This is a genomic window from Salinispora sp. CH2A1_6 (genome assembly GCF_056820975.1).
Window position 1 is genome coordinate 157,147 of the sequence record NZ_JBXEDG010000013.1, and the last position, 12,604, is coordinate 169,750.

At 69.0% G+C, this 12,604-nt stretch carries 12 protein-coding genes and 1 pseudogene; 8 read left to right on the plus strand and 5 right to left on the minus strand.

All coding sequences use genetic code 11. The features are described from left to right. The first annotated feature begins 68 nt into the window (after positions 1–68). The 3 genes from recA (at position 69) to rny (ending at position 4,039) form a co-directional block, all read left to right on the plus strand. Positions 69–1,115 carry a recombinase RecA gene (gene recA, locus AC1UKG_RS18690; protein WP_018815033.1) on the plus strand — a complete coding sequence of 349 codons (1,047 nt, stop codon included), beginning with the start codon at positions 69–71 and terminating at the stop codon, positions 1,113–1,115. 5 nt (positions 1,116–1,120) lie between these two features. Next, on the plus strand, positions 1,121–1,783 hold the full coding sequence (locus tag AC1UKG_RS18695) for a regulatory protein RecX (RefSeq protein ID WP_026325362.1): 663 nt from the start codon (positions 1,121–1,123) through the stop codon (positions 1,781–1,783). Positions 1,784–2,272: 489 nt separating this feature from the next. Beyond that, positions 2,273–4,039: a ribonuclease Y gene (rny, locus tag AC1UKG_RS18700; protein ID WP_482641719.1), complete on the plus strand. Its 1,767-nt coding sequence runs from the start codon at positions 2,273–2,275 to the stop codon at positions 4,037–4,039. 129 nt (positions 4,040–4,168) lie between these two features. Here the strand turns inward: rny and AC1UKG_RS18705 are convergent, their stop codons facing one another. From AC1UKG_RS18705 to AC1UKG_RS18720, 4 genes are read right to left on the minus strand one after another with little or no spacing between them, the layout of a single operon-like run. Then, positions 4,169–5,152, minus strand: coding sequence for an ABC transporter permease subunit (locus tag AC1UKG_RS18705; protein ID WP_018744572.1), 984 nt, complete (start codon positions 5,150–5,152; stop codon positions 4,169–4,171). Continuing rightward, on the minus strand, positions 5,149–5,856 hold the full coding sequence (locus tag AC1UKG_RS18710; protein WP_018744573.1) for an amino acid ABC transporter permease: 708 nt from the start codon (positions 5,854–5,856) through the stop codon (positions 5,149–5,151). Before AC1UKG_RS18710 ends, AC1UKG_RS18705 begins: the two co-directional genes overlap by 4 nt. Positions 5,857–5,898: 42 nt before the next feature. Then, positions 5,899–6,780 carry a glutamate ABC transporter substrate-binding protein gene (locus AC1UKG_RS18715; RefSeq protein ID WP_018744574.1) on the minus strand — a complete coding sequence of 294 codons (882 nt, stop codon included), beginning with the start codon at positions 6,778–6,780 and terminating at the stop codon, positions 5,899–5,901. Between the two features lie 55 nt (positions 6,781–6,835). After that, positions 6,836–7,591: an amino acid ABC transporter ATP-binding protein gene (locus tag AC1UKG_RS18720; protein ID WP_018736741.1), complete on the minus strand. Its 756-nt coding sequence runs from the start codon at positions 7,589–7,591 to the stop codon at positions 6,836–6,838. 390 nt (positions 7,592–7,981) lie between these two features. Here AC1UKG_RS18720 and AC1UKG_RS18725 point away from each other — a divergent pair, with 390 nt between their 5' ends. Together AC1UKG_RS18725 and AC1UKG_RS18730 are read left to right on the plus strand one after the other, a co-directional pair. After that, a complete protein-coding gene (locus tag AC1UKG_RS18725; RefSeq protein ID WP_018744575.1) occupies positions 7,982–8,461 on the plus strand; it encodes a hypothetical protein in 480 nt (159 codons plus the stop codon). A 77-nt stretch (positions 8,462–8,538) separates the two neighbouring features. After that, positions 8,539–8,794, plus strand: a pseudogene (locus tag AC1UKG_RS18730) (hypothetical protein); the annotation flags it as partial. A gap of 136 nt (positions 8,795–8,930) precedes the next feature. Here the strand turns inward: AC1UKG_RS18730 and AC1UKG_RS18735 are convergent. Continuing rightward, a complete protein-coding gene (locus AC1UKG_RS18735) occupies positions 8,931–9,164 on the minus strand; it encodes a VHL beta domain-containing protein (RefSeq protein ID WP_018744577.1) in 234 nt (77 codons plus the stop codon). On the opposite strand from AC1UKG_RS18735, the gene AC1UKG_RS18740 reads away from it, so the two are divergent. The 3 genes from AC1UKG_RS18740 to miaB all read left to right on the plus strand — a co-directional run bounded on the left by AC1UKG_RS18740 (position 9,148) and on the right by miaB (position 12,517). Then, positions 9,148–9,528: a hypothetical protein gene (locus AC1UKG_RS18740; RefSeq protein WP_033664014.1), complete on the plus strand. Its 381-nt coding sequence runs from the start codon at positions 9,148–9,150 to the stop codon at positions 9,526–9,528. The genes AC1UKG_RS18735 and AC1UKG_RS18740 overlap by 17 nt on opposite strands. Before the next feature lie 555 nt (positions 9,529–10,083). Then, positions 10,084–10,965 (plus strand): LLM class flavin-dependent oxidoreductase, encoded by an 882-nt coding sequence (locus AC1UKG_RS18745; protein ID WP_482641729.1) that lies wholly within the window; start codon positions 10,084–10,086, stop codon positions 10,963–10,965. A 52-nt stretch (positions 10,966–11,017) separates the two neighbouring features. Continuing rightward, complete coding sequence (miaB, locus tag AC1UKG_RS18750; protein ID WP_018744581.1) at positions 11,018–12,517, plus strand: tRNA (N6-isopentenyl adenosine(37)-C2)-methylthiotransferase MiaB; 1,500 nt, start codon at positions 11,018–11,020, stop codon at positions 12,515–12,517. The last annotated feature ends 87 nt before the right edge of the window (positions 12,518–12,604 follow it).

Below are 12,604 nucleotides of genomic sequence, written 5' to 3' on the forward strand. Positions count from 1 at the left end.
GACCATGCGCCTAGCGTGTCCGCGTGACGCGAAGCTCAGGAAAGTCGGCGAAGGCAGGGGTGGCGACGATGGCGGCAGTGCCTGATCGGGAGAGGGCACTCGACCTTGCTCTCGCTCAGATCGACAAACAGTTCGGCAAAGGCTCGGTGATGCGACTGGGGGAGCGCCCGGTCGTGGAGACCGCGGTGGTGCCGACCGGCTCTATCGCGCTGGATGTGGCCCTCGGCGTGGGCGGCCTGCCCCGGGGGCGGGTCATCGAGGTCTACGGCCCGGAGAGCAGCGGTAAGACGACGGTGGCGCTGCACGCGGTGGCCAACGCCCAACGTGCCGGCGGCATCGCCGCCTTTGTCGACGCCGAGCACGCCCTCGACCCGGAATACGCCCGGGCCCTCGGCGTCGACACCGACGCCCTGCTGGTCTCCCAGCCGGATACGGGCGAGCAGGCCCTGGAGATCGCGGACATGCTGGTCCGCTCCGGTGCGCTCGACATCATCGTGATCGACTCGGTGGCCGCGCTGGTGCCGCGCGCCGAGATCGAGGGTGAGATGGGCGACAGCCACGTGGGTCTCCAGGCCCGGCTGATGAGCCAGGCCCTGCGCAAGATGACCGGTGTGCTCAGTCACACCGGCACGACGGCGGTCTTCATCAACCAGCTCCGCGAGAAGATCGGCGTCATGTTCGGCAGCCCGGAGACCACCACCGGTGGGCGGGCGCTGAAGTTCTACGCCTCGGTCCGGCTCGACGTGCGCCGCATCGAGAGCCTCAAGGACGGCACCGACGTGGTCGGTAACCGCACCCGGGTCAAGGTGGTGAAGAACAAGGTGGCCGCTCCCTTCAAGCAGGCCGAGTTCGACATCATGTACGGCAAGGGGATCTCCCGCGAGGGGTCGCTGATCGACGTCGGCGTCGAGCAGGCGATCATCCGGAAGTCCGGCGCGTGGTACACCTACGAGGGCGACCAGCTCGGCCAGGGCAAGGAGAAGGCCCGCGAGTTCCTTCGGGAGAACCCGGACGTGGCCGCCGAGATCGAGAAGAAGATCCTGGAGAAGCTCGGCGTCGGTGCCGGCGCGGGTGACGCCGCAGGCGGTCCGGAGCTGCCGCCGGTCGACTTCTGAGACCGGTGCCGTCACGACGAGCCCGTACGGGGCGGGGGTGGGACGCCAGCCCACCGCGCACGGGTGATACCACCGCGGCGGCGGCCCCCCGCCGTGGTCGACGTAACGCTGACGCCGCGACCAGCTCGGCCTCGTCCGTGGACGAGGCCGAGCTGGCGCGGGAGGTCTGCCTGCGGCAGCTCGCCGTGCGTCCGCGTACCCGGGCCGAGCTGGCCCGGGCGCTGACGCGGCGGGGCATCTCGGCGGAGGTCGCCACCACGGTCCTCGACCGCTACGACGAGGTCGGCATGATCGATGACGCGGCCTTCGCGCGGGCCTGGGTCTCCAGCCGGCACGCCGGCCGTGGCCTCGCCCGCCGTGCCCTCGCCACCGAGCTGCGCCAGCGCGGCGTCGATGGTGACGTGGCGAAGGCCGCGCTCGGCGAGCTGGACGACGAGACCGAGGCGGAGACGGCCCGTGCCTTGGCGGAGCGGAAGCTGCGCGCCACCCGGGGCGAGCCGGACGCGGTGTTTCGGCGACTGGTCGGCATGCTGGCCCGCAAGGGCTACTCGCCGGGGGTGGCGATTCGGGCGGTGAAGGAGGCGCTCGCGGCGCAGAGCGCCGAGGCGGCCGAGTTCGTGGAGCAGATCGACGCTGAGGCGCTCAGCGACACCGAGGTCGATCCCTGACCAAGGGTTCACGTGGCTGCTCGGTCGCAGTTATGCCAGTCAAAGGCAATTACGTCCCGTTTAGTTACTTCTATCCGATCACCGGTCAGCGCTGCGTAACGCTGTAAACTCTCTCCGTTCGGATGTATTGATCATGGTTTCCTTGACCGGACCGGCTCCGGGGACCTAGCCTCGCCATAAGGCTCACATTGCCCGACCAGCGCAGGCAAAGCGCACAACATAGATCGTGTAACAGAAGCGCATCACTTTGGCCGATTCGTTGGCCCTGTGTCAGCTCCGGACCCGGCCGGTCCGGAGTCGACGCGACAACTGCAGCTGCCGTTGGCAGTGCCGCCGTGGCACCGCCGACGGGAGGGCTCCCCTTTCGGCCAGCCGCTCCGGTCGGGCGTCCAGAGCCGCGGGAGCGCGCCCACCGCACGTTGCCGGCGGCGCGACGGTCAAGGGGAGGCGCGCGATGGCGAGGCGGCAGGGGTCGACAGGACATTCACCATGAACGGGCTCGATGCGGTCCTCCTCGTGGCCGTCCTGCTGCTCACCGTCGTCGTGGTCGGTGCGGTGCTGATCGGCATCCGGGCCGTCCGCGGCATCGCCGGCACCGCACGCCCCGAGGACCCGGCCTTCATCGCGGAGAAAGACCGCCAGGAGCAGTCCCTCGCCGCGCTGCGGTCGGCCGCCGACGAGGCGAACAGCACCATCGACGCGGCGAAGTCCGCCGCCGCTGCGGCCCGCACCGAAGCCGCCGCCGCCCGCGCCGAGGCCAAGGCCGCCCGCGCCGAAGCCCGGCGGGTGCTCGACGGTGCCCGCGCCGAAGCCGACACCGTCCTGGAACGGGTGCACAAACAGGCTGAGGCCGAAGCCGAGCAGCTACGGACCGCCGCCCGGCGTAGCGGAGAACGCGAAGCCGCCGTCCTCGCCGCGACCACCCGGGAACAGGCGGCCGAGGTGGAGCGGCGGGCCGCCCGGATGGACGACCGGGAGCGGCTGCACAGCGAGGAGGTCGAGCGGCTGGCCGAGCGGGATCGGCAGCTCGGCGCCGTCAACGCCGCACTGGAGGTCCGGGAGTCGGCGCTCGCCGAGCGGGACCGGGAGCTGGAGCAGGCCGAGCAGCAGCGACGCCGCGAGTTGGAGCGGGTCGCGGGGCTCACCGCGGAGGCGGCCCGCGGCGAACTGGTCGAGGCGATCGAGGCGCAGGCCAAGCGGGAGGCTGCGCTGCTCGTACGGGACATCGAGGCCGAGGCGCGCAGCACGGGCGAGGAGCGCGCCCGGCACATCGTGGTTGACGCGATCCAGCGGGTGGCCAGCGAGCAGACCGCGGAGAGCGTGGTCAGCGTCCTGCACCTGCCCGGCGACGAGATGAAGGGTCGGATCATCGGCCGGGAGGGGCGCAACATCCGCACCTTCGAATCGGTCACCGGCGTCAACCTGATCATCGACGACACCCCGGAGGCGGTGCTGCTCTCCTGCTTCGACCCGGTGCGTCGGGAGGTCGGCCGGCTCACCCTGGAGAAGCTCGTCCTGGACGGGCGGATCCATCCGCACCGGATCGAGGAGGTGCACGACCTGGCCCGGCAGGAGGTGGCGCAGCTCTGCCAGCGCGCCGCCGAGGATGCCCTGGTCGAGGTCGGCATCACCGAGATCCACTCCGAGCTGGTCAGCCTGCTGGGCCGGCTGCGCTACCGCACCTCGTATGGGCAGAACGTGCTCAAGCACCTCGTCGAGAGCGCCCACATCGCCGGGATCATGGCCGCTGAGCTGCGGCTGGACGTGCCGACGATCAAACGGTGCGCGTTCCTGCACGACATCGGCAAGGCGCTCACCCACGAGGTCGAGGGCAGCCACGCCATCGTCGGTGCCGATGTCGCCCGCAAGTACGGCGAGAGCGAGGACGTTGTGCACGCCATCGAGGCGCATCACAACGAGGTGCCGCCGCAGACCGTCGAAGCGGTGCTCACCCAGGCCTCGGATGCCTGCTCCGGGGGGCGGCCGGGGGCCCGCCGGGAGAGCCTGGAGGCGTATGTGCGGCGGCTGGAGCGGATCGAGGAGATCGCGGGGGGCAAGCTCGGTGTGGAGCGGGTCTTCGCGATGCAGGCGGGCCGGGAGGTCCGGGTGATGGTCCGGCCGGACGACGTTGACGACATCAGCGCCTCCGTGCTGGCCCGGGACGTGGCCAAGCAGATCGAGGAGGAGCTGACCTACCCGGGGCAGATCCGGGTCACCGTGGTCCGCGAGTCCCGGGTCACCGAGATCGCCCGCTGAGCCGCCGGGTACGCCCGCCGCGTCCGGTACTCATCCGTGCACCGTATCGCGTGCCTGTCTGCTCATCGGAGTGTGCGTAGCCGTCAACGGTCGGCCCGGGAGACCCGGGCCGACCGTTGCGTGAGACGGTCAGTTGCCGCCAGCGCCGCCAGCGCCGCCCTCGGCTTGCGAGGTGAGGGCGGCGGGCGGCAACTGTGGGGCGGCCGGCGTGTTGGCAGTGCGCCGGCCGCGGGAGAGCCGGTTCTGGACGGCCTGGGCCAGCTTCGACAGGGAGTAGTTCACGGCGATGAACAGCACGGCGAGCACGGTGTAGACCTGGATGGGGTTGTCCAACACACCGATGATCTGCTTGCCGATGTTGAGCGTCTCCTCATAGCTGATGATGAAACCGAGCGAGGTGTCCTTCAGGACGACCACGAGCTGGCTGATCAACGCGGGAAGCATGATCCGGAACGCCTGCGGAAGCAGGATCATCCGGGTGGTCTGCAGCGGGGAGAGGCCGATCGCGGCGGCGGCCTCGGCCTGCCCACCGGCGAGTCCCTGCATCCCGGAGCGAAGAATCTCGGCGATCACCACGGAGTTGTAGATGGTGAGGCCGATGACCAGATACCAGAGATTGTCGAAGGTGATGCCGAACTCGGGAAACCCACGCGCCACGAAGAAGATCGTGATGACGACGGGGAGACCTCGGAAGACCTCGACGCAGAAGCGGGTGACGGCCGACAGCATGCGGTTCAGCCCGCGCAGCAGATAGGCCAGGTAGGGGTCCAGCCCGGCGTAGCGGCGTTGGGCCAGACCCTTGAGCTGGATTCGCAGCACCGCCAGCAGGGTGCCGACCGCCAGCGAGGTGACGATGGCCAGCGCCGCCGCGATGAGGGTGTTCTTGATGCCGACGCCGAGTCGTTCCCAGACCAGGGCGAAGTTCTCGTTGCCGGGGTCGATCAACGGACCCCACAGTTCCATCGAGAACTGGCCGGTCTCATCCAGCGGCTGGTAGATCAGGTAGTACGCGCCCACCAGCAGCCCGATGAGGGCGGCGACGCTGCCGAACAGGGTGATTCGGCGCTGCCGTGGCCCGGGAACGTCGTAGAGGACGCTGCTCTGCTGGGTCATCGAGCCACCGCCTGCCGCCGTTCGACCCGGTCAAGGAGTGCGCCCAGAGGTACAGTCATGATCAGATATCCGATCGAGATGCCTATGGCGACTGGAATGAAGGGTTCGCCCCCGGCTGAGGTGAGTTGGTCCGCGGTCTGGGACAGGTCGCCGATGACACCGAAGAAGCCGATCAGCGCCGAGTTTTTGATCATCGCGATGATCACGGAGCCGAGTGGAACGATCGACGCCGTCCACGACTGCGGTAGCACCACGTGCCGCAGGTTCTGGATGAAGGTCAGCCCGAGGGACCGGGCCGCCTCCGCCTGGCCGGCGGGTACCGCGTTCACGCCGGAGCGCAGCGCCTCGCAGACGAAGGCCGCGGTGTAGAGCACCAGGGCGATCAGCGCGAAGCGAAAGTATGGCAGGTCGGTGCCGAGCCGACTGAACACGATGTCGAGCCCGGGGATACGGAGGAAGTCCGCATTGGTACCGAGCGCGGGGAGGCCGAAGGCGGCGAAGAAAAAGACGATGGTCAGCGGCAGGTTACGGAAGGTGTTGACGTAGGCGGTGCCGAGCGCCCGCAGCGGCGGAACCGGGGAGATCCGTAGCACCGCCACGACGGAGCCCAGGATCAGGGCTCCGATCGCGGCGAGGAAACAGATCTGGAGGGTGAGCCAGAATCCACTCGCGAAGACGTCGAACTTGTCGATGAGCACACTCACGGTCGGTCTCTCTCCCCACCCTCCAGATCAGCCCAGCTCAGCTCAGTAGCGCACGATGGTCGGCGGGGTACCCAGTTCGGCACCGAAGGTGCCGGCGGTGTCGTCCCAGGCCTTCTGCCAGCTGCCGTCGGCGTACGCCTTCTCCAGGATGTCGTTGATGAAGTCGCGGAACTCGGTGTCCTCCTTCTTCACCCCGATGCCGTAGGGCTCCTTGGTGAAGTTCTCGCCGGCCAGCTTGAAGGCGTCCGCGTCGTCCGCGATGTAGCCGAGCAGGATCACGTTGTCCGTGGTGACGGCGTCGACCTGGCCACTCTGGAGCGCGTCCCGGCACTTGTCGTAGGTGTCGAACGGCACCAGCTGGGAGGGGACATCCTTGAGGTACTTCTTGATCTCCTCGATCGGCGTGGAGCCGGTCGCCGAGCAGATCTTCTTCGTGCCGTCCTGGAACGACTCAGGACCGGTGATCGAGGTGTCGTCCTTCTTCACCATGATGTTCTGACCGGCCTCGTAGTACGGGCCGGCGAAGGAGACCCGCTCCTTGCGCTCGTCCTTGATCGTGTAGGTAGCGACGATCATGTCGACGCTGCCATCGGCGATCTTGTCCTCGCGGACCTTTGAGGGAGTCTCCACCCACTCGATCTTGTCCTCGGGAACACCCAGCTCCGTGGCGATGATCTTCGCGATCTCGACGTCGAAGCCTTCCGGCTGGCCGGACAGGCCCTTGAGGCCGAAGCCCGGCTGGTCGAACTTGGTGCCGATGGTGATCGCCTGGGCCTTGTTCAGGCGCTCCATGGTGCTGCCGGCGGCGAAGGACTTGTCGCTGCCGCCGCTGCCGGTCTCCTCACCAGCGTCGTCACCACATGCGGTCAGGCCGAGCGCCAGTGCGGCGACCGCGGCGAGCACTGCCGCGCGCTTGGTACGCATATCTGTCTCCTTCTCAGACGGGGCGAGCCGGGGGCGGCACGCCCACAACGGACGCCTAGTGCGTGAGAATCTTGGATAGGAAGTCCTTGGCCCGCTCGCTGCGCGGGTTGGCGAAGAACTCCGTCGGGGGGGCGTCCTCGACGAGCTGCCCGTCGGCCATGAAGACCACCCGGTTGGCCGCGTGGCGGGCGAAACCCATCTCGTGGGTGACCACGACCATCGTCATGCCCTCGCGGGCCAGGGAGGTCATCACGTCCAGGACCTCGCCGACCATCTCCGGGTCGAGGGCGCTGGTCGGCTCGTCGAAGAGCATCGCCTTGGGCTGCATCGCCAACGCCCGGGCGATCGCCACCCGCTGCTGCTGACCGCCGGAGAGCTGGGCCGGGAACTTGTCGGCCTGGTTGGCGATGCCGACCCGGTCCAGCAGGGCCAGGCCGCGTTCGCGGGCCGCCGCCGGCTTCTCCCGGCGCACCTTGATCGGCCCGAGGGTCACGTTCTCCAGGATGGTCTTGTGCGCGAAGAGGTTGAACGACTGGAACACCATCCCGACCTCGCTGCGCAGCTTGGCCAGGGCGCGGCCCTCGGCCGGCAGCGGCTGACCGTCGAAGGTGATGCTGCCGGAGGTGATCGGCTCCAGTCGGTTGATGGTGCGGCAGAGCGTCGACTTGCCGGAGCCGGACGGCCCGATCACCACGACGACCTCGCCGCGTCCGACCGACAGCGAGACGTTGTCCAGTACGTGCAGCGGCCCGAACCACTTGTTGACCGATTCCAGCACGATGAGCGGTTCGCTCGTCGTCACGTCGTCCACCGTCCCTGTCGTCACGGGTGGGAGGCCGAATGACCTCCGGTTGGCAAACTCTAGGCGGGGAGATGTGGCGTGGGGCGGCTCAGATGGTCACGGAGCAGTAACACCTCCTTTCATGAGCTGGGGAGGCCGCTTCTGGCCACTCGGCAGGGGATCCCGCCGACCGCTCGGTGGGTTTCCATGGGGTGAGTTGACCCGTGTCGTGCGGCGGAGCACCGCTCTATACCCGATAAAGTGTCATCTTCCCGCTGGTTGCCGCGTCATCACTCGAGGGAATTTTGCCCGGAATGGTCACAGACCGGTAACTTGCCCCCGGCTGGGGCTATATGGCCCCCACCATCGTCAGTAAGGCCCGATCCGGGGCTGGAGAGACGATCGCAGCGAGGAGGCGGCATGACCGAGCTGTGGAACTGGAGAATTGACCAGGTACGGCCGACGGAGGTCTGGCCGGCACTGGCCGAGGCGCTCGGCCGGGTGGTGATGCCGCTGGCCGTGGCGGACCCGGCACGCCTGCCGAGATACGCCGTGGTCTGCGACATCTGGCAGGCGCCGGGAGAGTTCGCCACCATCGTCGACTGTTACGGCGTGCCGGACACTCTCGCCGAGCTGCCCAGCGTCGCGACCCTGGCCCGCCTGCTGGACCGCAACTGCGTGCTCCGCGACGACACCCTCGACGAGACCCGGCACCTGCTGGTGGCCCCGGACGGGACGATCCGCCCGGTGCACTTTGACGTCCGGGAGACCGACGACGGCGAGGTGCTCAGCCACCAACGGCTCTGCACCGAGGCCAACCCGGGCTGCCGCGGCTGGTCCCGGTGTCACCGCTCCCGCTGGGCCCCCGACTCGGTGCTCCCCGCCCTCGCCGCCGCCTGACCTGGGCGAGTCGCGACGTGTTCCGGTGCCATCAGAATCGCCGACGCCCGCCAGCCAGCACCGTACGATCAGCGCCCATGATCGAAGTGTCGGCGCGCCGGGTTGGTCAGGTCCTGGTGGTCGGTGTCGAGGCGGAGGTCGCTCGGGCCGCCGCACACGTCACCCAACCTCCCGCTGATCCCGGCCGGACCACCGTGCAGGTTGTCGGCGACGACCTACCTGACTGGGAACCGCTCGCCCCGACCCCTCGCCGCGCACACGTCGGATTTGGGCACCTCGGTGCGCCTGGTATCGCGGCCGGCGATGAACCCGTGGTCGACAGCGTCCGCGCGTGGGACGTCAGGCCGCGTCCGATCCTGGCTGGCGGCCAGCGGTGAGCTGCTGGGTTGTGACGAGACAGGGCGACCGTATCGGTCGGAGTAGCCGTTTGACCGACAGGTCTGTGCGGTATCTCTGGCCAGGCGCCCGGCTAGCGGATCACCGCCGTAGCCTCCGCTGCCGTCGGCAGATAGCAGACCAGCCCCGTGCCGTCCTCGGTGGTCACCACCCATGGATGACCGAGGAAGGTCACTTGACGGTGGGACTTCCCGGGGATGATGTCCCCATAGTGCCGGGGCTCCCCGCTCTGGTCGACCCAGTACAGCCGGACCGTCGCCTTGCGTTCGTTGCGAAATATCAGGACCGTCGTGGCGCCGCCGCTCACCGACTTCTGGCACGCCTCGCTGGAGGTGGGAAGTGCCGGCAGCCCACGTGGCGTCGGCGATGCCGGCGCCGGGGAGGTCCGCGGCGGAGTTTTGGACGGCGCCGGTTGGGTGGCCGTCGCTGTCGTGGTGGGAGTCGGCGTCGGTGTCGGTGTCGGAGTCGGCGTCGGCGTCGGTGTCGGTGTCGGTGTTGGGGACAGGGGTGGCGGCGACGGCGCGGGTGACACCGTGTTCAGCGTAGGTTCGGCGCTGGGGGTCGCGTCGGCGGCGACGGGAGGCGACGATTCCACCGGTGAGCGCTGGACTGCGCTAACGGCGAGTGCGGCCAGGATGACCACCACAGAGCCCGCGGCAACGACGTGTTGACGCCGCAGCCGCGTCGGGGCCGAGCGGCGATGGCGTGGGGTGCTGAGATCGGCGTCTTTCGGCTGCTGTGGGCCACCGCCGTGGGGTGGGTCGCCCAGGTGGTCCAGTCGGTCGTCGACTTCCGCGCCTGAGTACGTCGTGCCCGCCTTCGTGGTGTCGTGTGGTGGTGCTTCGGCGGGTTCCTCGGGCCAGCTAGTGTCCGGCGGTGACCACTCCAGTGGGCCGGCAGCGGGCTTGTCCGCAGGGGTGTCGCCGGAAGTGGATGACTCGGTCATGGGCTCCGATCCCGGGTATTGGGGGTGATCATAGGTGACGACGCGAGACCGATTGTGGGCTGAACATGAGATTTGGTCAATTGAATCCGGTTTGCTTGGGTGAGTGCGCTAGGTGATCGACATCATCTGATGACCCGCCCAGAATGGGGTGAAATGGTTAGGCTGACGTGGTGCAGCAGCTGCAACCCACGAGCCATACCCGCCGATCCCACCCGACCTGGTGGGATCGCCTGAAGCCACCGACCCTGGCGCCGGAGACCTCAGGGTCTGGTTGTTGACCATGCGGATCGGAGTGCTCATCCTGCCCTCCTCGCCCTGGGACCAGGCCCAGCAGATGTGGCGGAAGGCCGACGAGATGGGTTTCGCCCACGCCTGGACGAGCGATCACATCGGCTGGCAGGACATGGTCGGTAAGGAGTGGTATGCGGCGGTGCCGACCCTGGCCGCCGCGGCGGTCGTCACCCGACAGATCAAGCTCGGCACCCTCGTCTCGTCGCCGAACTTTCGACACCCGGTGCCGTACGCCAAGGAGGTTGTCACCCTCAATGACCTCAGCGGCGGGCGCTTCATCCTGGGTCTCGGTGCCGGCGGGAGTGGAATCGACGCCACCGCCCGTGGTCAGGAGCCGGAATGGACGCCCGTCGAACGTGCCGAGCGGTTCGCCGAGTTCGTGGAGCTGACCGCGGAGCTACTGGCCAACCCCGTCACCGATGCCGACGGCAAGTACTACCAGGCGCGACAGGCGCCCATCTGGCCGGTGGACACCTCGCCCGACCACATCCCGTTGGCGATCGCCGCCAACGGTCCCCGTGGCATGGCCCTGGCCGCACGCCATGGCGACATGTGGGTGACCAACGGCCGGTCGCCGCGCAACGGGGTCGTTCCCCCGGTGGCCCGGCCCGATGATGTCGCGGGACAGGTCCGCCGGCTGGCCGACATCTGCGAGAACGCCGACCGTGACCCGGCAACCCAGCGCCGGCTGTTGATGTACGTGAACCGGGAGCCGACGGCGCTCGCCTCTCTGGAGGTGTTCCGCGAGACCGTGGACACGTACCGCCAGATCGGGATCACGGACCTGGTGGTGCCGTTTCCCGGGCAGGCGCCCTTCGACACCAGCATGGCGGTCCTCGAACAGGTAGCCGGGATTCTGTCCGATCTGTGAGGCGGTAGCTCGACTCCGGTCCATCCGGGGGCCCGGATAGGCTGTCGAGGTCATGACTACCGCAGCGGCGAGCAGCCCCCGCACCTACCAGGTGCGCACCTACGGCTGCCAGATGAACGTGCACGACTCCGAGCGCATCTCCGGCCTCCTCGAGCAGGCCGGCTACCTGCGGGCCGGGGCCGCCGACGACACCCCGGACGTGGTCGTCTTCAACACCTGCGCCGTGCGGGAGAACGCCGACAACCGGCTCTACGGCAACCTCGGTCAGCTGCGTCCCCGCAAGAGCCAGCACCCGGAGATGCAGATCGCGGTGGGCGGCTGCCTGGCGCAGAAGGACCGCAGCGAGATCGTCCGCCGGGCGCCCTGGGTGGACGTGGTCTTCGGCACGCACAACATCGGGTCGTTGCCAGTGCTGCTGGAGCGGGCCCGGCACAACGCCGCCGCCGAGGTGGAGATCCTCGAGTCCCTCGAGGTCTTCCCGAGCACCCTGCCGACCCGTCGGGAGTCAACCTACGCCGGTTGGGTGTCGATCTCGGTTGGCTGTAACAACACCTGCACGTTCTGCATCGTGCCGGCGCTGCGCGGCAAGGAGAAGGACCGTCGCCCCGGCGACATCCTCTCCGAGGTACGCGCCCTGGTCGACGAGGGCGTGTTGGAGGTGACCCTGCTCGGGCAGAACGTCAACTCCTACGGCATCGAGTTCGGCGACCGGTACGCCTTCGGCAAGCTGCTGCGCGCCTGCGGCGACATCGACGGGCTGGAGCGGGTGCGGTTCACCAGCCCGCACCCGAAGGACTTCACCGACGACGTGATCGCCGCGATGGCCGAGACGCCGAACGTCTGCCCCTCGCTGCACATGCCGCTGCAGTCTGGCTCCGACGACGTGTTGCGAGCCATGCGCCGCTCGTACCGGTCGGAGCGCTACCTGGGCATCATCGAGAAGGTGCGGGCGGCGATGCCGGACGCGGCGATCACCACGGACATCATCGTCGGCTTCCCCGGCGAGACTGAGGCCGACTTCGAACGCACCCTCGACGTGGTCCGGGCGGCCCGGTTCTCCTCGGCCTTCACCTTCCAGTACTCCAAGCGCCCCGGCACCCCCGCCGCGACGATGGCCGACCAGCTGCCCAAAGCGGTGGTGCAGGAGCGCTACGAGCGGCTGATCGAATGCGTCGAGGAGATCACCTGGGCGGAGAACCGGCGGCTGCTGGGGAAGACCGTCGAGGTGCTGGTGGCCGTCGGTGAGGGGCGCAAGGACGAGCGCACCGGCCGGCTCTCCGGGCGGGCCCGCGACGGCCGACTGGTGCACTTCGACGCCGGCAGCCTCACCGGGGAGATCCGCCCCGGCGACATCGTGCAGACCGTGGTCACCTACGCCGCCCCACACCACCTCAACGCCGACGGTGAGCCGCTCGCGCACCGGCGTACCCGGGCCGGCGACGCGGCCGAGGCGGGGCACCGACCCCGTACCGCCGGGGTGTCGCTCGGGCTGCCCACCGTCGGCGCTCCGCCGCCGATGCCGCCCGCGGCCTCGTCGGCCTGCTCCTGCTGACACCGGGGACGGGAGCTGCGGGGTTGACCCCCGCAGCTCCCGTCACCCGGGGCTGAACACGCCTGGGGCCCCGGTTCACGAGGAACC